Below are 20,204 nucleotides of genomic sequence, written 5' to 3' on the forward strand. Positions count from 1 at the left end.
CGACGGCATCAGCGAAATCAAAGACATGCTGGCCGCTGCCCGACGATCCACCAAAGACTGGCACGACTTCCTGAGGGACTTCGTCACAGATCCCGACATCATTGCCCGCGTCAAGGGCCAACCCCTGCGGTAGCAATCGGTCGATTACGGAACATGGGCACAAGCGTTGAGATAATCCAACTGTACTACGGCAGCCACGCAACTCCCGTGACGTTCGCTACGGCGCTGGGGAACTAAACGAGGCGGGCTGGATGGGTCGGCGGCATGCACTATAATAGTGCATGCGCTACTCTGCACATTCATGAGTCTCAGTCCCATGTCCGTGTTTGTTCTCACTGACAACGATAAGGCGCAAGGCAGCATTTCAAATGGTTGGGCCACCCGAGCGTCACACAATGGGCCATCTTAAGATTTTCGCGCACATCCTTTGCGCTCCAAAGCGTGACGATCTTCCATGGTATAATCAAGCTTACTTTTTGGTCGTAAGTTGGAGGGTATCTTGACGAAATCCGAGGCCGAACAGTTTGGAAACGATTTCCACCTCGACATCAATCTCTTTCATCGCTTTGTCACCGAATTCTTCGGCTACGGAGACTTGAGCGCTCCACTTTGGTTTGTCGGAATGGAGGAGGGCGGAGAAACCAGTTTGGGACATTTGCTAAGAACGTTGGAAAACTGGAAAGCCGAAGGCTGCTCCCCAACGATAAATATCGTGCGTGAAGGCGAGCCAAGCATCTGGTTTTCCTCCGAACGCCCGCCGATCCAGCGCACTTGGCGCCAAATCATCAGGTCGACTCTGATTGCATGCGGGGCAACCTTAGCAGAGACGGATGCAGAAGCCGTACGACGTTACCAGCGCGATTTCTTGGGAAGGCCAAACACGAAAATCTGCCTTTTGGAACTGATGCCGCTTCCCTCCCGCAACCTCGCGATTTGGCCCTATAGCGACATGATACAGATCGACTATATGCAATCACGCAGTGCTTATATGGACGAGCTACTCCCAGCTCGCATTGCTACATTGAGACATCTGATCGAAAAGCACAAACCAAAGGCGGTCATTTTCTACGGCGCTTCTTACCTAAGCCATTGGAAGGCGATCGCTGGCGCTGACGTCGAATGGACGCAAGGGCAATCCTTTGGTGTATCGTGCGTTAGCGGTGAAATGCCATTCTTTTCTGTGAAGCACCCAACCGCGTTTGGCGTAAAGGACGCCATTTTCACAGAGCTTGGAAACACCCTTCGAAAACTAGTTGCTGACTCCAAATGACTGGACCGAAATAAACATAATATAAGCGCCTGATGTGGGAGATACGATCGCCATGGCCGAGATAATTGAATCGATTGATGCTATTGCACGCCGCCTTGGTCGTGACGTCCTTTTCCTTGAGCTCACAGGAGAGGACGATGTGCCTCAGACTATATATGCAGATGTCTCAGCAGTGACAGATTGGCTGGACCAGCAATGCATAGTTTGGCAAGTCTGTAGCACGTTTAGCGACGAAGATTCTTGGATTGAGGGTGGGCCAGGTGCCATCTTCTTGGATGTGGAGTATATTCCAGGATCAAGTGCCGTATCAGTTCTTGAAGCATATTTCATGGATGAAGACGGCCAACCAGCTATATTGGGATATACTCCAAATTTACTGCAGCTCGAAACAGCGCAAAAGTATGCCTATCGTGATGATCCAGATTTTGAAATTTAATTGGGGGTAGGTCGAAGCTAACCTTCTAACTTGCCGCAATATCGTTGTGGCTGCGCCATGCGCAGCCACAATGCTAACACAACTGACAATATGCGGCCTATTTCGAGTGATGCAATCTATGCCAGCATCGAATAGGGCCGTGAGCGATCAACTCGCTCAAGCGGACCATGATGATTCCATGGTATGTATTGCATAGGACGCTTACTGCGTAGTTGAAGCTACGAGTTCAAGAGGAAAAGGAGCAAGAGACTTGGGTTTCAAACGCCGTAGCAGCACAGGTTCGGATGGCACACGGTTTACAACCACTTCGAATTCCAATGGTAAATTCACAAAAACTGTAAGCCACAAGACTGGTACAAACTCGCGAGTTGCGTACACTCAAAAATCCAATGGGACCTCAGTTGAGACGACAACTCGTAAGGGCGCTGATGGCTATATTACGCGGACGTCCAAGACGTTAGGCCACGCGAAGACAACAAAACCCGCGTCCAAACCGCAAATGCCGAAGCCCAGTTACTCCAAATCCACTAATAGATTAACCAAGACTGCTAAGTCCCCGCCTAAAAGCCACATGATGCGCAGCTCCATCAAGATGAACTACTCTACAAAGTTAGACGATGCTGTTGGAGCGGCGCTCTTGCGAGTTATAGGACTACTGTTTACGGCGTCTATCTATGTCGCGGCTAGAGCAGCAACTTTGCTTTGCCGCGCTGTTGTTTCGGTCTATATTCGCTATATCAAGAGAACTTAGGATGCTGGCGTGGATCCAAATATTTCTATTTGTATTTCAATGGGTGAGCTCGTGGACTTGCCTGTGACGTTTCCGCCGTGGATACGGCAGCAAAACTCAAAGGCGTACTGCACCAAAATAGTGAATGCTCTGGCTGGTGCTGTCAGTAGTCAACCATCTCAACCGCCTTGCGCAACTTGTTCTCGTTGACGTCAATGTAGTGCATGGTGGTGTTCAAATGCTTGTGCCGCACCAACACTTGGATAACGCGGGGATTGATCCCCTTGTCCGCCAACCCCGTGACAAACTGACGTCTACCGCTGTGGGAGCTTGCACCTGTGATCCCCGCCGCGCTGTACAGCCCTGCAAACAAGTTGACGATCGTCTGCGCAGTAAAGCCGCCGCCTTTCGCGCTGAAAATCAAAGGTGCTGTAAGCAACGCCAAACGTTTTGGGTATGCGGTCGCGTAGCGCCGCAGCGCAGCTGCCAGTCGCTTGCTGACCAGCACCGTGTTGCCTTCGCTGCCCTTGGTCTTGTCCGCTGACAAGTAGAAGCTGTCGCGCACGGTGCCGTTCGCTTCAAACAAATCGCCCACCGTCAGCCCTGCTATCTCGCACGCACGCAGACCAGCCCCAAAACTCAACGCTACTGCTGTGTGGTTGCGTACCGCGTGCCGCTTGCTGTCGATCACCGCCGCCAGTCGCTTCAGTTCAGCTGCGTTGAGAATTTTGGCCTGTTTCATCGTCTGCGCCCCAAAATGTGTGGTCTTGTGTACTGTATTATAAAGTCACACATTAATTTGGACGACCGGAATGATTGGCGGACTTAACCTATTGTTCTGCTTAGATGAAAAACGCAAATGTTAAGGATTACATATTGTATAACATTTCTTGTTGGCGGGCGGATTTCGATGCTCTTGCTGCTTAAAGCTTCAACTGCCGGATGGTCGAGGCGAGCTTTTTCGACATCCACCAAATTACCATGAAGGCAGTCGCTTTGGTTGTCCATCGCATCCTTTGACCACAAAATCCTGAATATGATGGTAATTCAGGGTCTTAAAGATGGACGATGCGGAAAAGATCAAAGCGTTGAACGATGCAGCGCGAACAACATTCACAGGCTGCAGAGTGATGCTCACACGAGGCGTCCAGTCGTTGCCGAGCATCGGTGAACTGCTGAAGCTGGTTCGAAACTTCGACAGCTTCAGCCCCGACAACGATCCCTATGGGGAACACGACTTCGGCAGCTTGCGGTTTATCGGGCAGACTGTGTTCTGGAAATTCGACTACTACGACGTCGACATGCACATGGCCTCACCAGATGCCACCGATCCGACCGTAACCGTTCGCGTGCTGACCATCATGCTTGGCGAAGAGTACTAGGCCAGTCGCGTCCTTCGACAACTTGCCATCCATTTCACCCAACTGGTCGCGTGACCCCTTACAGATGCAGCGTTAAGCCTTGCGGTAATCGGTGATGGCCGACTAAGGTCAGAGGATTGAATGGATTTCGGTTTTGCCGATCCCGCAGCACAGGTGGAGCATAGGCAGCTTAGCGATGGACAAGCATGCTCTGAGTGAGCGGGACATCTGCACCAAGTTCATAACCCCGGCGCTACGTCAGGCGGGCTGGGACGAGATCACGCAAATTCGCGAAGAGGTCAGTTTCACCAAGGGCCGCATCATCGTGCGGGGCAAGCTGGTCAGTCGCGGCAAGGGCAAGCGGGCCGACTATATTCTTTCGGTCAAGCCGAACATCCCTCTCGCGCTAATCGAAGCGAAGGACAACACGCAGCCAATCGGCGGCGGGCTGCAGCAGGCGCTAGACTATGCTGAGACATTGGAAATCCCCTTCGTGTTCTCTTCCAATGGGGATGGTTTTGTCTTCCATGATCGCACCGGACAAAGTGCTGAGCCGGAAGTCACTTTGGCCCTCGACGAGTTCCCATCACCGCAGGAGCTTTGGGCCAGGTATCAGAAGTGGAAGGGCTTGTCGGACAGTGAAGCGGACATTGCCCTGCAAGATTACTATGACGACGGCAGCGGCAAGGCACCGCGCTACTATCAGGTGAACGCGGTCAATGCCGCCATTGAAGCCATCGCGAAAGGGCAGGACCGGGTTTTGCTTGTCATGGCGACAGGCACGGGCAAGACCTATACCGCGTTTCAGATCATTTGGCGGTTGTGGAAGGCTGGCAAGAAGAAGCGCATCCTGTTCCTCGCAGATCGCAACGTCCTGATCGACCAAACGATGGTCAACGACTTTCGCCCCTTTGCGGGCAAGATGGCTAAGCTTTCGACCCAAGCCAAGACTATCGAACGGGCTGACGGCAGCAAGACAGAGCTGACGCTTGCGCTAGACAAGAAGCGCCGGATTGACCCGTCCTACGAAATCTATCTCGGCCTCTACCAAGCCATTACGGGACCGGACGAGAGCCAGAAAATCTACCGTGAGTTCTCGCCCGACTTCTTCGACCTGATCGTCATCGACGAGTGTCATCGGGGCAGCGCCGCCGACGATGCTGCGTGGCGCGAAATCCTCGATCACTTCTCATCAGCCACCCAGATCGGGCTGACCGCCACGCCCAAAGAAACTGAATATGCGTCCAACAGCGCTTATTTCGGGCAGCCTGTTTACGCATACTCTTTGCGGCAGGGCATTCGGGATGGCTTCCTTGCGCCCTACAAGGTCATCAAGGTTCACATTGACCGGGACATTTCCGGCTATCGCCCCGAACAAGGGCAGCTTGACCGTGATGGGCAAGAGGTCGAGGACCGCATCTACAACAACAAGGACTTCGACCGAACGCTAGTGTTGGACGACCGCACCAAGATCGTTGCGAAAAAGGTGTCGGATTTCTTGAAGGAAAGCGGCGACCGGATGCAGAAGTCGATCATCTTCTGCGTTGATCAGGAACATGCGGCCAGGATGCGTCAGGCGCTAATCAACGAGAATGCTGATCTTGTCGCCGTCAACCACCGCTATGTCATGCGCATCACTGGCAACGACAAGGACGGGCTGGATCAGCTTGGCAACTTCATCGACCCGGAATCCGCCTATCCCGTGCTGGTGACGACATCGCGTCTCATGTCGACCGGGGTTGATGCCCAGACCTGCCGCCTGATCGTGCTGGATCGCGAAGTGGGTTCGATGACCGAGTTCAAGCAAATTGTTGGGCGCGGCACGCGGGTTCACGAAGACACCCGCAAGTTCTACTTCACCGTCATGGATTTCCGGGGGGCCACAAACCACTTTGCAGACCCGGATTTCGATGGCGATCCGGTACAGATTTACACCCCCGGTGCAGATGATCCCATCACGCCGCCAGAAAATGAACCCCAAATCGATGACGAGGGCAGCGATGGTAGCACACCCGACACCGGCGAGCAGACTGTTTTGGTCGATCCTGCCGCTGCGCTCGTCGCAACAGGTGGGGGTCCCATCCGCAAGATTTACGTTGACGGCGTCGGCGCAACCATCGTGGCAGAACGGGTCGAATATCTTGACGAAAACGGCAAGCTCGTCACCGAAAGTTTGCGCGACTACACCCGCAAGGCACTCAAACGCCGCTTTGCCAGCCTCGATGATTTCCTGAAGCGCTGGAAAACTGAAGGGCGCAAGTCTGCAGTCTTCGATGAACTGGAAGCCGAGGGCCTGCCACTAGACTTAGTTGCAGCCGAACTGGGCAAAGACCTAGATCCCTTCGATCTGATCTGCCACATCGCCTTCGATGCCAAACCGCTGACTCGGCGCGAACGGGCAGACAGCGTGAAGAAACGCGATGTCTTCACCAAATACGGCCCGCAAGCCCGCGCCGTCCTCGAAGCTCTCCTCGACAAATACGCTGACGAGGGCGTCATGAACCTTGATGACCCCGGAGTCTTGAAGATTTCCCCCTTCACCGGCATGGGTAGCGTTGTCGAACTGATCCGGGCCTTCGGTGGCAGACCCGGTTTCGAACAGGCCGTCCACGACCTGCAATCCGCCATCTATGAAGAAAGCGCCTGATCCATGTCCGTCCGCACCCTCGTCAAATCCATCCAAGACATCATGCGGAAGGACACGGGTGTCGACGGCGACGCACAGCGCATCAGCCAACTCTGCTGGATGTTTTTCCTCAAGATCATCGACGATCAGGATCAGGAACTGGAACTGACCAAAGACGCCTACACCTCGCCCATCCCGTCGCGTCTGCAATGGCGCGCTTGGGCGGCAGACCCTGAAGGCATCACCGGCGACGCCCTGCTCAACTTCGTCAATGGCGACCTGTTTCCCAGCCTGAAAGCCCTGACCATTCTCGGCTCTCCCCGCGCCCGCGTCGTCCATGACGTGTTTGAGGATGCCTATAACTACATGAAGTCTGGCCAACTCATGCGGCAGATGGTCAACAAGATCAACGAGGTCGACTTCAACAACCTCACCGAACGCCAGCACTTCGGCGACATCTACGAACAGCTGCTCAACGACCTGCAAAACGCCGGCAACTCTGGCGAATACTACACCCCTCGCGCAGTCACCGCCTTCATGGTCCAGCAGATCGACCCGCGCCCTGGCGAAATCCTCTTCGACCCCGCCTGCGGCACCGGCGGCTTCCTGACCTGCGCCATGCGCCACATGCGCGACCGCTACGTCAAGCGCCCCGAGGATGAGGCGCTGATGCAAGCCTCCCTCCGCGCCGTCGAGAAAAAGCCGCTGCCCCACATGCTCTGCGTCACCAACATGCTGCTGCATGGCATCGAGGAGCCGAACTTCGTCCGCCACGACAACACCCTGGCCCGCCCCCTCGTCAGCTGGACCAAGGACGAACGCGTCGACATCATCCTGCCCGACGGCTCCTTGTTCGGCGAGGGCATCAAGACCCGGCTGAAAGAACACCTGATGGACGAATGCAACCTGCACACCATCGTCCGCCTGCCCAATTCGGTCTTCAAACCCTATGCCTCCATCGGCACCAACCTGCTGTTCTTTGAAAAGGGCCAGCCCACGCAAGACATCTGGTACTACGAACACAAGGTGCCCGAGGGTCAGAAGGCCTATTCCATGACCAAGCCGATCCGGCTGGAGCATCTGGACGCCTGCGCCGCCTGGTGGGGCGGGGCCAAGCGTGAGGGGCGAGTGGAAGGCCCGCAAGCCTGGCGCGTTACGGCAGCCGAGGTCAAGGCGCGCGGCTACAACCTCGACTTCAAGAATCCCCATGCCGTGGAGGAAGATCGCGGCGATCCCGAACACCTCTTGCAAAGCCTGACCCAAGCCGAAGCCGAGGTCACCTCCCTCCGCGATCAGCTCAAAGCCATTCTGACCGAGGCCCTCTTGCGAGATTCGGGGGCCCGATGAACGCCGACCAACTGCTGGACCTTTACGACCGCGTGGCCGAGTCCCCCGACGCCATCTCCCGCCTGCGCCGCTTCGTGCTGGACCTCGCCGTGCGCGGGAAGCTGGTGGAGCAAGATGCAGCAGAGAAGCCCGAGACGGAACTCGTCAAACAGCTTGCGAAGTTGCGACCGATTCAAGACGTGCAAATCAAGAACTGGGTAGCTGCGAAACTCGGAGACATTATCGAGCTTAGGTATGGCAAAGGACTCGACGCCAAACTGCGTCAAGACGCTGGTGCTGTTCCGATTTTCGGATCAAACGGCATCGTTGGCTTTACGAGTTCTGCACTGACGGAACGTCCGTCGATTGTTGTCGGGCGTAAGGGATCAGCGGGAGCCCTGAATATTTGCGATGGTCCGTCATGGACGACGGATGTGGCATACTTTGTTGAAATTCCTCCATTCCTGTCCCTGCGGTACCTTCACAGTCTTCTTGCCAGTCTGAATCTGGATGGTCTTGGAAAGGGTGTTAAGCCGGGGTTGAGCCGCGCCGATGCTTATGCGCTTCCTGTAATGGTGCCACCCCTCGCTGAGCAGCATCGCATTGTGGCGAAGGTGGATGAACTTATGGCCCTGCTGGACCGGCTGGAGCAGGCTCGGGCGGGGCGAGAGGCTTTGCGCGACCAACTGACCACCGCAACCCTGAACCGCTTGACCCAAACCGACCCCGAAGCTTTCCAACCCGCCGCCCACTTCGCCCTGCAAACCCTCCCCCACCTCACCACCCGCCCCGACCAAATCAAAACCCTGCGCCAAACCATCCTGAACCTCGCCGTGCGCGGGAAACTGGTGGAGCAGGATGCGACGGATGAACCGGCATCGGAGTTGATGAAGCGGATCGCAAAGGCGCGTTTGATTGCACGAAAACGTTCGACAACCTTTCCATCCGTCTCCCAGGAGGAAGAACAGTTCATTTCACCCGCGAGCTGGCAATGGCAACGTTTTGGAGAGGTCTTCTCGATCAAAACAGGTTTTGCATTTCAAAGCCCAACTTACAGCGACAAGGGCGTTCTAGTGCTGAGGGTTGTCAATTTTGACCGATCCGGCGCATTCGACTTTTCCGATGCAAAGTTCTACCCTGCTGAAAAGATCGATGAGAAGATTTCGCAGTTTCTGTTGCGGGAAGGCGAAATTCTGATGGTTATGGTTGGTGGCACAATCGGTAAAACCACCGTGGTTTCAAGAAACATTTTGCCCGCACTTCTAAACCAGAACATGTGGCGCATTCGTTCGTATGGCGAAATTATGAATGGACGATTCGAGCATATGCTAATCACCTATCTGAATCGAACCATTGAAAACATTACCCAATCAACGCATGGCCACTTTGCGATGAGTGATTTTGAGCAAAAGGTCGTCTGCATCCCACCCCTCGCCGAGCAACACCGCATCGTGGCGCGGGTTGATGCCCTGATGGCGCTCTGCGACCAACTGGAAGCGGGCCTAGCTGGAGCCGAGGCCACCCGAACGCGCCTCCTCGACGCCCTGCTGCACGCGGCGCTGGACCCTGCAACCGACCTCGCCGAGGCCGCAGAATGAGCATCCCCTTCAAGACAGAGGAGACGGTCTGGTGACAGAAGTCGAGTTTGGCCGCCTCCGCGATATTCCCTTGCGCAGTGCGTGGATGAACGAGGCCCGCGATTTCACGCCTTGGCTGGCGAGCAACATCGACCACCTTGGCGACGCCATCGGCATCTCGTTGGAACTGGTCGCCAAAGAGGCCGCCGTCGGCCCCTATGCGGCGGACATTCTGGCCCGCAACGCGATTGATGGCACGGTCGTGTTGATCGAGAACCAGTTGGAAGACAGCGATCACGGCCATCTTGGGCAGGTAATGACCTATCTCGCCGGTCTTGAAGCCAAGGTGATCGTCTGGATTGCGCCCTCGTTTCGCGAACAGCACCTGTCAGCAATCCGCTGGCTAAACGAACACACGGCGGACGATTTCTCTTTCTTCGCCGTCCGCCTGCGTGTCGTCCAAATCGCCAGCAGCCCCCTCGCCCCGATTTTCGAAGTGGTGGAGAAGCCGAACAACTGGGACCGGCAGATCAAACAGTCCGCCACCAGCGAGGGGTCCGCCTACTACGATGTCAAACAGGCGTTCTGGAAGGCTTTCCTTGAACGACAGCCCGCTATGGCCGATCTGGGCGTCAGGCCGTACCGCTATTCCAACAACTACATCACCGTGGGCACAGCACCCCGTGCCGACATCTCGATCTATCTGGCGCGCAACGAGAGCGGCATCTACGTGCGGGCAGGGCGCAGCGAGGGACCAGAAGACATCGCTAGCTTGCTAGAACCGCACCGTACAATCCTAGAAAGCGCCTTGGGCACTGCGCTTGGCCCATCCGGTCGCGGCGATTATTTCCTGCTGAAGACCTTTCCAAAAGGCCACGAGGCGACGGAGTCTTGGGGAGAGATCATCGACTGGATGGCCGATCAGGTGGAAAGATATAGGGCGGCGCTCGTCCCGTTGTTTCAGGTTGTGACGTGACGCGTTGTCAAAGATCACCTTGTCTTGCTGAACTTCTGCAAGAAACAGGAAGCCGCCGCCCTCTATAATACCGACGATACACTATAATAGTGTATCGCCTTACTGCTTGTCGCCCACCACACTTGCCAGCAGTGCGCGTTTGTCGTCCAGCATCGCTTGCCAGTTCTTGGCATGGAACAGGTCGCCGATCACCTTCACGGCCTCCATCATCGATTCCGGCGCGGTGGGCGTATCGCCAAAGACAGCTTCGTTGGCCAAGATCGTCGCCATAATGTAAATATAGCAATTGTGGTTCACGAGGACTGCATCGCCAAAGCGGTCAACAGTGCGCACGGCACGTTTTCCGGAATTGTAGTTGATGTCTTTGACCGTCAACAGGCTGGCAATCGGGCTGTCCATCGCCACCGGCATGTATTGCGGGTGGGGCACATTCAGAGGGAAGGGGTCGGCCATGTTTGCAAAGCCGTAACCAAGCGGAGCCTTATGGTTCTTGATCGACCAACCGTTATCGAGGTTCTTGCCATAGTTGGTCAGCGAAGCGTACTGGCTGGTCATCCCCCCAATCTTGTATGGGCTGGAAGAGTCGAACGTGATGGTGAAGTCAGGGTTGATGGTTTCACGCGCGGTGCGCTGGATCGCGGTGAGAATCGGTGCCCAGCGAGGGCGGCTCAGGCGCAGGATGTGCAAGTTGTTGTTCGGCGGCGCAAGCAGGCCCAGATCACGCAACAGCAGCATACGGCGCAGAACACGATAGATGCCGCCCATCTGCCCAACGTGTCCAGCAAAGGCATAACCGTGGAACTTAAAGCGCTTGACCGTCTGAAACCACTGTTCCTCGACTTCAATGGTCGTGCCTTGCAGCACATTCAGGTATTTGACTTTACGGAACTTTCCAGCTTCTTCCTGAAAATATTCAAAATTCTCAACAGACAAGGTCAACAGCTGCGCGTCGGTGAAATTGCAGAAGGGGCTTGCCTTGATCCCTGCCGCCCAGAGCGGGACGTCCAAGACCATCGCGAGGTCAGCGTTGGTTTCAAGCCAGTGCAGCACGTCTGCCTTGATGCTGCTTTCCCGAAACAGGCGCATGACTTCGGTAGGTTTCTCTACGTATTTCATCCAAGCCTTGGTCTCAGGCATACTACCCTGCCCCAGGTTAAAGCCGGAAGAATCACCGACCAAAACAGTCCCACTGGTACGGCTGGTGATGGCGTTTGCTGCTTTGGCGTTTTTGAAATGGCCAGCGGTTGCCAAGACATAAGGGTAGTGCCAGATGGGGTTCTTGGACCAAAAGTAGTCCAAGGACCGTGCGGTGAGGCCCGCAGGCAGCGGGCCCTCACGCAGCTTATGGTCCGGCTTCGTGACAGCTTCGGCTGCGCCGACCTGAGCGGACGGGGTGTACAGCGCATAGTTTGCGGCGCGTTGGCCAAGGTCAATCGACATGCTTTTCAAACCTTTTTGCAAAACAGGGAGGGGGCAATCGGTGCGTTTTTGTTCGCACCGATGGTCGGGATGGCGATGCAGTATTCGCCCTTGGAAGTCGCGAACTGCAGGACGATGGCTTGGTCGTTGCCTGCCAGCGTAACCGGTCCGCGCAGGTCCATATCGGCCACACGATAGAGGATCGGTGCGATGTCCTTGGCGCGCACTTCCGAAAGGAAATTGTTAACATTGGCCGCGAAGCTCACGGCAGTAGTGAATTGGTCGGTTGCAGCAACTCCGGTTGCATCGACGTTGTACCCGAAGGTCACGGCATCGCTAGCAACGTTGATGCTCCATACGCGGTTGTTTTCACGGCTGATCTGGTTTTTCGCACCCAGCGTTTTGAAGTAGTCGGTGACCAGATCTTTGCGGAGGCGCTCGATCCAAACACGGTCGATCAAGGTGCTCCACGACGAGCGGAATCCGTCAAAGTTGAAGTGAGAGTGGCCTTCCTCTTCGCCGTCGACAATAGCCGCCTCTTCAAATCGGAATGCATGCGTCTTGTTAGTCAAGAGGTCGACGGTCTCGATCACTTGCGGGGGCAGCGGACCATTGGTGTTGGCGCATTGCGAGCGGAGGTACTCCAAGCCATTGTCGATCACCCCTTCAACTTGCATGCACTGGTCGTGGCGCATGACAAGGTTCTTGCCCGTAATGACCAACTTGGTGGTCGGGCGGCAACTGACAACAACGCCACGGTCATAGCCCACGTTGGTATATTGCACCGTGCCAGACGCATCGTCGATGACGAGCTTGCGCGGCGGGGTCAGGGGATCACTGATCGCTGCGTTGTCGTTGGCGGTTTTCGCGACCGCTTTGTCAAAGAAACGCTTATCCAGCCAATCTTCGCGCTTCTGGCCTACAGGGGGCATCGCATGGTCCGGATACTTCTTCACACAAACAACCTCGGCGATCAGCGCCAGATCGGCCGGAACGCTAGCCGACTGGTTGACGACGGCGGCCACAACGGCATGGTCGAGGACCTTTTTTGAAGAGGTGGCACCGACGATTTTGATGAGGCCGTCAGCACGCATCATGCCGACAAGGACCACAAGACCGGACTCTGCAACGTTCACCGGGCGAACAGGCGTCAGGGTGCCAATGCCGACAATGGTATCACCAGACAGGATTTGGCTTGCTTCTTCGGCCCGCTTCTTGAATTCGACGGGGTCGGGTTTGTCGTCACCGTCGTCATCATGGTCTTTCGAGGAATCTTCGTCCTGATCGTCACCGCTACCATTGTCTTGGTCGGTGCAGGTGCCGACGTCGGCGTCGTCATTGACCGGGATCGGTTCGCCGCGGTGCTTGCGAGCAAGGGCATGGATGCCACCCGCGTTCTCGATGAATTGTGCCAGACGAGCTTCGCCTTCCAGTTCGTAGAAGTCGGGATTGCTATCGACCTGCTTTTCCATCTCGCAGAGTGCCGCTGCGTAGTCGCCAACCTTGTTATTCATATAGCCTTTTGCGTTGTCGATCTTATAGATGAGGCGCAAAAAAGGGCGATACAGCGACATCTGGTCGTCGCGATACACAAAGCCGATCCGTGCAGCTGCATAGGCATCCGCCAGCAGTTCGGGCTGATCTTTCATAATCTGGCGGTGCAGCAAGCAAGCTGCCGCGAGGGTTTTGTACAACGAAATGCGTACGCCGTGGAACGACGCGACGGCAGCGCTGGCCCGGGCCTGAAGGTCTGCGACCAACTTGAGATAATCCGTTTCCATCAAGGTTCTCCTGTGTGTTGCTGGAAGAACCGCCTGACCAGGTGAAGCGCGGATGGCTGGCACAACGCGGTTTCGACGGTTCTGGTCGCCCCATTAAGAGAAGAAGAGCCTTGGACGAAACTGTGTTAAGACTGCTTGCTTAAGCGCGAATTGGTGTAGTCTTGCTCCCGACCTTGGCACTGCTCGGAGGAAGCATCATGGCACGACGTCCTGCGCCCACTGGATTGACCCCGCTAGATAGGGTCACCTTGTTCAATCAAGACATGGACCAAAGCTTTCCTGATGACCTTCACAAAGAAATTTGGAACCATAGGATAGATGGACCAAATGGAACTCTCTATGAATGGTGGTGGCGCTTCATGAAGGCAAATGAAGATATTCCTGATAACACAGCAATACTAGCAGTGGGCCCGAGGGCGGCAAATACATTAAACGCCTTTGGCGACCTTCGCGGGTCATTCGTAGAATGGTGGGAGCGAGGCGGAGCAGAGGCATTTCGAGAACAACAGGTTCCAAAGATAAGAATTGACGCCGATCAGTATCATGACGATTTAAGAAATCGACATGAATTTCTCTCGATAAATTTACCTTTAGGTATATCCCGCAAATTGATTCACGCTCAGATTGACGTTTTGCTTGATCACTTTCATGAGAATGCAGAATTTAAGCGCCACAAAGCAAGCACTGCTCCACTGAAGATAAACCCAAGGCACAGATCTAGAAGTGTCAACTATCAACAAATTTTGGATCTTTGGAAGATGAAACAAGTAGACTTAAGTAATGAGACCAACAGGCCACTTTGGGAACTAAACTATATCGCGTCAAACAAAAGAAACATTCCCATTGATAAAATGCTGCGCGGCGTTTCTGAAGATCAGAAAATTGAGTACGGAAAGCGATGCTATGAATTATTGGTTATTGCAGAAGAAATGATGCAAAATGCCCTAACCGGTAGTTTCCCAAACTATTCAGAAGCTCGCGCGAAAAAGGCAGCTAAGAGCGAAAGAGGCAGTAAAAAGAAAAACGCAGTTGCCACAGACGAGTGATCATCAAGGTATGGATACACTATTATAGTGTATGAGTAGGCTAGCTACCCATCGCTTGATGTATTGAACGATAACACAGAGGCGTGCTTGCGCACGACCTACTAGCTTGTCAGCATCGCACTATCGTGCTCGCGTTGCCTACGCTAGTTCTTGTTTGAATAAAGCGTTCTTACAACAGTAAGGTAAAGGCCTAACGCAGTAAGCTTTGAGTTGAAGTATTTAATTATCCAATACTAAGGCTACAGCAGCAACTTCCGTTGCTGCTGTTCTCGACCAATGCATACACTGTGACGCTGTGCTTTTATAGTGGTACAATCCACTTCGCAGTGTTTTTATAGCTTTGGAAGTACAGTATTGTGTGCGTTGAACACACCGTTTGCGTTTTCGTTTAGTTCGCAAGTTCCCTTGATAGCGTAGCCTAAGTAGTCGGCTTTCACCAATTCAGCCTTAAATAGGTAAGACTGAAAACAGGATGCATTCTTCATCTTGCAGTGTTTGTGCCAAAATCGAAGTAGTAGATCAATTAGGTCTTGGTGTGACATTTGGGGTGGGGTCTTGAGGAGCGCATGACTGTGCCAGCCCACACCGCCCGCTCGTTCCAACGTTATCCACCGTGCAAGTCTTTCGCCTCTGTTTTTATGTGCAGCTTTAAAGATGCGACGGTCAACCGCGTTAAAATACTTCCGCATTTCGCACTCAAGCCACCTATCGTCCCAACCGCTATCTCTATCCCGCATGTCATTGGGCACGTGCCACGTGACACAGATGTCCCATTGAAATTTTGGGCCATTGCCCCAGTTTTTCAGGGCCTCTTTGAGCTGTTGCGCCCTGTTCATTGGTAGCCATGTTCCAGTGCCCAAGCGTCACGCTCCGCTTTCGTGTATGTTCTCCCTTCACTAGCCGCACCAAAGCTGTTGCAGCCCTTTAAACCCTTGAGAGACGGTGCTTTTTTCCAGCGATTTGCCACGTATTGTGATCCTGCGCTGGCCTTCTTGGGAAAATATTTTGTGGTATTGGTATTGGTCAATTAATGCTCCTATTGAGATAAGTAATACACGGAAATTGTGTGTGTATTTATACAGCACAGTCCGCGATTTTCCTAAATTGGAGGCGATATGATTGAGGAAATATTTGAACAGATGAAGGATTTGGGCGCGGTTTTATCTACAGATGAATTCAGCGTGCGCTGGCTTGGCCGTGAGCGTAGTTACCTGCGATGTCTACGCGCAAAACAGCGCGATCCCAGTGCGCAAGTATGGGCAACCTGTGCCGTTCGCCTACTGCGGTCCGCAGACAGCTTGGAGGTCAAAATGCCTTGGGCTAAGCGAGACAGCTTGCGCACTTTGGCCAAGGGTTGTCTTGATGCCTTGTTGTCCACCGGGGTTCGGCGATGAATAATCTGCCTGTGTTTGTGCTGTATAAATACACGAACACGGAGGTTACTTGATTGAACATCAATATCATTGAGCGCTGGAAACATCGGGGCGTTTGCTTGGCAATCAGCGATGGTTGGCTTGATAGCAGGCTAGAATGCCAAGCCCAAGAAAAGTCGTTGTGCGAAGGCCGGAGCATGACAGGCATCGTTTCGGTTGGCCTTGTAGGGCATCGACCACATAGCTGCGCACAGGGATTGTGGGAGGCGCGCCATGGACGAGGCAGCATTTGAGCGACGATTGCAGGACTATCTTTGCCATCGCGCTTCACCTCTATCTGGTTGGGCCCTACGAGTGGCGCTCGATCATGACGACGCTACGGGCTATCCGGTGGTCGTGTCCTTGCATCGAGCCACGGATTTTCGTCGTGCGGCAGTGATTGCCGTACTGGCCAGCAAGAGCACGCGGGACATACAAGCAGACTTTGCTGCCGCTGATCCTGCTGATGCGATGCGTCATCTGTTTCACGAGACGATCAGGTCAGTCCTGCGCAAATGCCTTGGTGGCATTCCCGGACTGGCTACGGCATTGGGCAAGATGGAAGGTGAACCCTTTGATGATCCCGGCCACTATGAGGTGCTGCTAAACCTGCTACAGCCGGGCAGTGATCCAGTGAAGCGCAAGCGGGCGCTGGCCTTGCGCCACGCATCCACCGTGAACTCCGAGCTTGTCTGCGGCCTTGCGCGGCTGGATGCAGAGCTAGTTCATCCGGAGTTGGCACATCTCTTTGACAGCGAAGCCTGCGCCGACACGGCCAACGGCATTCTGCGGTATGTCCAAGGCCTTTCTTCCACGCCGATCACACAAGAAGACATCTTGGTCGTCTCAAGTGATCTGACTGAGGTGGTGTTTCGCGATTGGGCGGAAAAGCTGGTCGCGCGCAAAGCCGACAGACTGCCTGCAGGGCCACTGGATGATCACCCGTCTTTTGTTGCCTTGAAGGATGCCACTGCCTTTGCAAGCATCGGCAAGGAGTACCGCAACTGCCTTGCTGACCATGTGCTTCGGGCTGCGGTTGGGCGTGCGGCGTTCTACATCTCCAAGCAATTCCCCGGCACAATCGTTGAACTGCAGCGCTATCATCATGGTCGCCGTGAACTATGGGCGCTGCAAGGCGTACATGCCCGTGGCAATCGCCGCATGGTTCCCAAAGATCGTCAGGACATCGAGGCCTTGTTGCGGCTGCGCGGCATTACGGAAATGGCATTGGGGCATGACCGCCGCCTCACACCTGAGCTGGCATCCGTTTTGGTTCTTAACACAGGTTATGGCGATATCTTTTGAGTTGGACGTCACTCTTAATACTGTGCATATTCCTGTCGGTTCTCTTTGAAGCCGGACGATAATGCTTGTCACTGGCTGGCAAGAGCCCCAATAAACAAAACGACATTTGCGCGAGTGCGCCGGGAGAGACACATGGACTTGAATACGCTGACCTTGGCTGAGCTGAAGAAGCTGTCAAAGGATGTAACAGCTGCCATCGCGAATTTTGAAGATCGCGCCAAAGCCAAGGCTCGTGCTGAGCTGGAAACCAAAGCCCGTGAACTGGGCTTCAATCTGGCAGAGCTATTCGCCGCCGACGCCACCGGCAAGCGCACCCGTGCACCTGCTGTCGCCAAGTACCGGCATCCGGAAAATGCCGCCGAGACTTGGAGCGGACGTGGTCGCAAGCCCCGCTGGTTCACCGCTGCAATCGCTGCTGGCAAGTCACCTGAAGACTTGGCCATCTGAGGCTTGGCAGGGCAGCTGCTGCGTTGGTCTATAAGACGCTCGCAGCAGCCCCTACAGCACGCCTTCGCCGTGCGCCGCGACTGGGATACCGACCAAGCAATCCCAGCGTTGCGCGAAGACGCAAACGTCTACACCATTTCCAAATACCAAGATGCGTCTGCTTCATCCCTGCTGTTGACAGAAATCTGATTGGCTTGACCGTCTTTTCGGTGGGAAAAATGCTGTGCTGACAACATGTTGACGCAAGTACAACATGTTATGGAGGCATAGATGAGTGGGCTTAAAGCACTGAGTTTGATGGTTGCGCCAAAGCAGGTGGCCAGCGATCCCAAGCTTGTGCGGCGCGAAAAGCTGCTGGCACAACTGGAACAGCAGCTTGCGTTGGCGCGTGACGACAAGTTCGTGGTGCGCACGAAGCGTTGGATCAAGCAAGATGACGGCAGCAAGGCGCTGACAGAGCGTGTGAAACGGGTCAACCGTTGGTGGCGTGATGACGGCAAGGGCGGCTGCTTTCTTGTCGTGCGCTACGGCAACAAGATGATCGAACTGGCTCCGGGCAAGACGGCGGTCGCTGTTGGTGGCAAGGACAAGCTGGAAGGCGTCATTGTTACGGTGATGGACGCTGTGCGTGAGGGCGAGTTGGATGCTGCGATCAGCGTTCTGCAAGGACGTGTGGTGCGCAAGAAGTCGAAGACCAGTTGAACGCAGAGGTGTGATCACCAAGGGCTATACAGGACGCAGGTCTAGACAGGGTCTAAAACGCCAGCAAATACAGTGGGTTGTGATGCGCAGGACTGCTACCGGTACAAAATGCAGACCATTGGCAGCGAAATGCAGGAGTCTTAAGTCATTGTTTTCGTGTAATAAAACGCTTGTACGTAAAGTTCAAGCACTGCCATGGCAAACTGGCTTGATCTGACGAATACAGGGGCTTGGCAATCTTGCCGGCCCCTTCTTTCGCTAGCCTCCTGACCTTTTGAATGTGCATGACAGGGCTACCAATTCAGGGCGGCGTTGAATTGACAATCCGCCCCCCTCAGCATGCGGCAGTGGTCAAGCTCTGGACTGAAATTTTGTGACAGAACGGCAACAGTTTTGTGACGCGCTCAGGAGCCGCGGCAAAGGCCCCTTGGCCTTTTGACGCCTGCAGGCCTAGCATCGCCTCCTCTGTGATCTGGAGGCCAACTGGCGTTTCGGGTCTGAAAAATAAGTATTATCAAAGCGATGATGTGGTCCTAAACCTATGGAAATCGATGTTGTCATAACTTGGGTTGACGGCAAAGATCCCGCCCATATTGCAAAAAGGGCAAAGCACGTCGGGCCGCAGACCAAGGGCGAGGCCTATGCCCCGGGGCTTTGGATCCAAAGCGACGAGGTGCTTTACTGTCTTCGGTCGATTGGGAAGTTTGCGCCTTGGGTCCGCAGGATCTGGATTGTAACGGACAATCAGTCACCCAAGCTATTCGATCTGAACACGTCACTGCGGGATCGGATCGAAATCGTCGACCACAAGGTCATCTTCCGGGGTCACGAGGACAAACTGCCGACCTTCAACTCTGTTTCAATTGAAGCGGCCCTTCATCGCATTCCGGGCCTTGCAGAGCGTTTCATCTACTTCAACGACGACTTTCTTCTGCTGGCTCCCTGTCGACCCGAAGACTTCTTCACACCGGATGGCTTGGTGCTCAGGGGAACATTTGTCGACTCGTTTGAAACCAAGGGACTTCATCCGCAGCATAGGATGAACGCGGCGCAGATAGTCGGCGCCAAACCCGGAAGGATCTTCAAATCGGCCCATGTTTGCCACCCAGTATTGAAATCAATCGTCGAGGATTTCTTTCGTGAAAACCCGGATCTGTTTGAAAGGAACATCAGCTTCCGGTTCCGGGACAGCTCGCAAATCCTGATGTCGACACTTGTGGAGCATATTGCCATCAAGACGGGGCGGGCGCTTGTTCGGTCCGGGAAGGATTGGCACATGATCGATCCGGGAAATAGCCCGAAGGGGGATTTCGAGGCCGCCAGACGACAACTGGAAAAACTTCTAGCGCCCGGCATCCGCTTGGGCTGCATCAACAATTTCGCCAATTTGGTTCAGACTTATCCCGATGCGATCTATCATCTTGACCGCCGGTTCGCGTTCCCGGAAATCGCTGGCTCTTAGGTCAGTGCGCAAGTTTCAGTCCGGGCGGCCCGTGCTATTTTGAAATTCTTGACGCGTCATCAGCTAAAGCAGCGGCCAGCATCGCAAAGGCGGCTTCGGGGCCGTTGGACAGATCCCGCAGATTGAATGCCTGCCGGGCCGCTGGCGGGCTTGGGAACTGGGTTGCCAGACAGTTGCCTTGATCAAGCTCCCCTTGGAGCCGGCCACCGAATGGCTCCACGCTTGTCGCCCGATGTCGAATGGCACCTGCACCATCTGCCGACGCAGCAGACTTCTAGTGCCGCGGGTTTCACCGGGTTGACAGCCTATAGAACGTTCCAGTAGTTCA

At 54.6% G+C, this 20,204-nt stretch carries 17 protein-coding genes; 13 read left to right on the forward strand and 4 right to left on the reverse strand.

The window, feature by feature from the left end; genetic code table 11:
• Positions 1–499 precede the first annotated feature (499 nt).
• Both AC1Y2B_RS19700 and AC1Y2B_RS19705 read left to right on the forward strand, forming a co-directional pair.
• The gene (locus AC1Y2B_RS19700; RefSeq protein WP_482254828.1) at positions 500–1,270 is read left to right on the forward strand and encodes a hypothetical protein; all 771 of its coding nucleotides are present in this window, start codon (positions 500–502) and stop codon (positions 1,268–1,270) included.
• 52 nt (positions 1,271–1,322) lie between these two features.
• Entirely contained in the window at positions 1,323–1,706 is a 384-nt protein-coding gene (locus tag AC1Y2B_RS19705; protein ID WP_482254829.1) for a hypothetical protein, read from the forward strand.
• An 893-nt stretch (positions 1,707–2,599) separates the two neighbouring features.
• Here AC1Y2B_RS19705 and AC1Y2B_RS19710 read toward each other — a convergent pair.
• On the reverse strand, positions 2,600–3,178 hold the full coding sequence (locus AC1Y2B_RS19710; protein WP_482254830.1) for a tyrosine-type recombinase/integrase: 579 nt from the start codon (positions 3,176–3,178) through the stop codon (positions 2,600–2,602).
• Positions 3,179–3,497: 319 nt separating this feature from the next.
• Between AC1Y2B_RS19710 and AC1Y2B_RS19715 the strand changes: the two genes are divergently transcribed.
• From AC1Y2B_RS19715 to AC1Y2B_RS19735, 5 genes are all read left to right on the forward strand, one after another.
• Entirely contained in the window at positions 3,498–3,818 is a 321-nt protein-coding gene (locus AC1Y2B_RS19715) for a DUF3768 domain-containing protein (RefSeq protein WP_482254831.1), read from the forward strand.
• A 175-nt stretch (positions 3,819–3,993) separates the two neighbouring features.
• On the forward strand, positions 3,994–6,444 hold the full coding sequence (gene hsdR / locus AC1Y2B_RS19720; RefSeq protein WP_482254857.1) for an EcoAI/FtnUII family type I restriction enzme subunit R: 2,451 nt from the start codon (positions 3,994–3,996) through the stop codon (positions 6,442–6,444).
• 3 nt (positions 6,445–6,447) lie between these two features.
• Positions 6,448–7,770 (forward strand): N-6 DNA methylase, encoded by a 1,323-nt coding sequence (locus AC1Y2B_RS19725; protein WP_482254832.1) that lies wholly within the window; start codon positions 6,448–6,450, stop codon positions 7,768–7,770.
• Positions 7,767–9,347, forward strand: coding sequence for a restriction endonuclease subunit S (locus AC1Y2B_RS19730; protein ID WP_482254833.1), 1,581 nt, complete (start codon positions 7,767–7,769; stop codon positions 9,345–9,347). Before AC1Y2B_RS19725 ends, AC1Y2B_RS19730 begins: the two co-directional genes overlap by 4 nt.
• A 31-nt stretch (positions 9,348–9,378) precedes the next feature.
• Positions 9,379–10,302, forward strand: coding sequence for a hypothetical protein (locus tag AC1Y2B_RS19735; RefSeq protein ID WP_482254834.1), 924 nt, complete (start codon positions 9,379–9,381; stop codon positions 10,300–10,302).
• A 99-nt stretch (positions 10,303–10,401) separates the two neighbouring features.
• Here AC1Y2B_RS19735 and AC1Y2B_RS19740 read toward each other — a convergent pair whose 3' ends face one another.
• Positions 10,402–11,742, reverse strand: a complete 1,341-nt coding sequence (locus tag AC1Y2B_RS19740) for a hypothetical protein (protein ID WP_482254835.1) — start codon at positions 11,740–11,742, stop codon at positions 10,402–10,404.
• Positions 11,743–11,747: 5 nt separating this feature from the next.
• Positions 11,748–13,502, reverse strand: a complete 1,755-nt coding sequence (locus AC1Y2B_RS19745; RefSeq protein ID WP_482254836.1) for a hypothetical protein — start codon at positions 13,500–13,502, stop codon at positions 11,748–11,750.
• 197 nt (positions 13,503–13,699) lie between these two features.
• Between AC1Y2B_RS19745 and AC1Y2B_RS19750 the strand changes: the two genes are divergently transcribed.
• Positions 13,700–14,548 (forward strand): hypothetical protein, encoded by an 849-nt coding sequence (locus tag AC1Y2B_RS19750; RefSeq protein ID WP_482254837.1) that lies wholly within the window; start codon positions 13,700–13,702, stop codon positions 14,546–14,548.
• Between the two features lie 832 nt (positions 14,549–15,380).
• Here the strand turns inward: AC1Y2B_RS19750 and AC1Y2B_RS19755 are convergent.
• Positions 15,381–15,575 (reverse strand): hypothetical protein, encoded by a 195-nt coding sequence (locus tag AC1Y2B_RS19755; protein ID WP_482254838.1) that lies wholly within the window; start codon positions 15,573–15,575, stop codon positions 15,381–15,383.
• Positions 15,576–15,663: 88 nt separating this feature from the next.
• Between AC1Y2B_RS19755 and AC1Y2B_RS19760 the strand changes: the two genes are divergently transcribed.
• From AC1Y2B_RS19760 to AC1Y2B_RS19780, 5 genes are all read left to right on the forward strand, one after another.
• On the forward strand, positions 15,664–15,942 hold the full coding sequence (locus tag AC1Y2B_RS19760) for a DUF6626 family protein (RefSeq protein WP_482254839.1): 279 nt from the start codon (positions 15,664–15,666) through the stop codon (positions 15,940–15,942).
• 252 nt (positions 15,943–16,194) lie between these two features.
• Positions 16,195–17,265: a hypothetical protein gene (locus AC1Y2B_RS19765; protein ID WP_482254840.1), complete on the forward strand. Its 1,071-nt coding sequence runs from the start codon at positions 16,195–16,197 to the stop codon at positions 17,263–17,265.
• Between the two features lie 132 nt (positions 17,266–17,397).
• Entirely contained in the window at positions 17,398–17,712 is a 315-nt protein-coding gene (locus AC1Y2B_RS19770) for an H-NS histone family protein (protein WP_482254841.1), read from the forward strand.
• A gap of 270 nt (positions 17,713–17,982) precedes the next feature.
• A complete protein-coding gene (locus tag AC1Y2B_RS19775; RefSeq protein ID WP_482254842.1) occupies positions 17,983–18,414 on the forward strand; it encodes a DUF6641 family protein in 432 nt (143 codons plus the stop codon).
• Between the two features lie 541 nt (positions 18,415–18,955).
• Entirely contained in the window at positions 18,956–19,876 is a 921-nt protein-coding gene (locus AC1Y2B_RS19780) for a stealth family protein (protein ID WP_482254843.1), read from the forward strand.
• The last annotated feature ends 328 nt before the right edge of the window (positions 19,877–20,204 follow it).

The organism is Stagnihabitans sp. (genome assembly GCF_964946895.1).

What these genes read in the sequence shown, in the direction of transcription:
- AC1Y2B_RS19705 (WP_482254829.1), top strand. Translation starts at nt 1,323, where the DNA reads ATGGCCGAGATAATTGAATCGATTGATGCTATTGCACGCCGCCTTGGT.
- AC1Y2B_RS19710 (WP_482254830.1), bottom strand. Translation starts at nt 3,178, where the DNA reads ATGAAACAGGCCAAAATTCTCAACGCAGCTGAACTGAAGCGACTGGCG.
- AC1Y2B_RS19715 (WP_482254831.1), top strand. Translation starts at nt 3,498, where the DNA reads ATGGACGATGCGGAAAAGATCAAAGCGTTGAACGATGCAGCGCGAACA.
- hsdR (WP_482254857.1), top strand. Translation starts at nt 3,994, where the DNA reads ATGGACAAGCATGCTCTGAGTGAGCGGGACATCTGCACCAAGTTCATA.
- AC1Y2B_RS19725 (WP_482254832.1), top strand. Translation starts at nt 6,448, where the DNA reads ATGTCCGTCCGCACCCTCGTCAAATCCATCCAAGACATCATGCGGAAG.
- AC1Y2B_RS19730 (WP_482254833.1), top strand. Translation starts at nt 7,767, where the DNA reads ATGAACGCCGACCAACTGCTGGACCTTTACGACCGCGTGGCCGAGTCC.
- AC1Y2B_RS19740 (WP_482254835.1), bottom strand. Translation starts at nt 11,742, where the DNA reads ATGTCGATTGACCTTGGCCAACGCGCCGCAAACTATGCGCTGTACACC.
- AC1Y2B_RS19745 (WP_482254836.1), bottom strand. Translation starts at nt 13,502, where the DNA reads ATGGAAACGGATTATCTCAAGTTGGTCGCAGACCTTCAGGCCCGGGCC.
- AC1Y2B_RS19750 (WP_482254837.1), top strand. Translation starts at nt 13,700, where the DNA reads ATGGCACGACGTCCTGCGCCCACTGGATTGACCCCGCTAGATAGGGTC.
- AC1Y2B_RS19760 (WP_482254839.1), top strand. Translation starts at nt 15,664, where the DNA reads ATGATTGAGGAAATATTTGAACAGATGAAGGATTTGGGCGCGGTTTTA.
- AC1Y2B_RS19765 (WP_482254840.1), top strand. Translation starts at nt 16,195, where the DNA reads ATGGACGAGGCAGCATTTGAGCGACGATTGCAGGACTATCTTTGCCAT.
- AC1Y2B_RS19770 (WP_482254841.1), top strand. Translation starts at nt 17,398, where the DNA reads ATGGACTTGAATACGCTGACCTTGGCTGAGCTGAAGAAGCTGTCAAAG.
- AC1Y2B_RS19775 (WP_482254842.1), top strand. Translation starts at nt 17,983, where the DNA reads ATGAGTGGGCTTAAAGCACTGAGTTTGATGGTTGCGCCAAAGCAGGTG.
- AC1Y2B_RS19780 (WP_482254843.1), top strand. Translation starts at nt 18,956, where the DNA reads ATGGAAATCGATGTTGTCATAACTTGGGTTGACGGCAAAGATCCCGCC.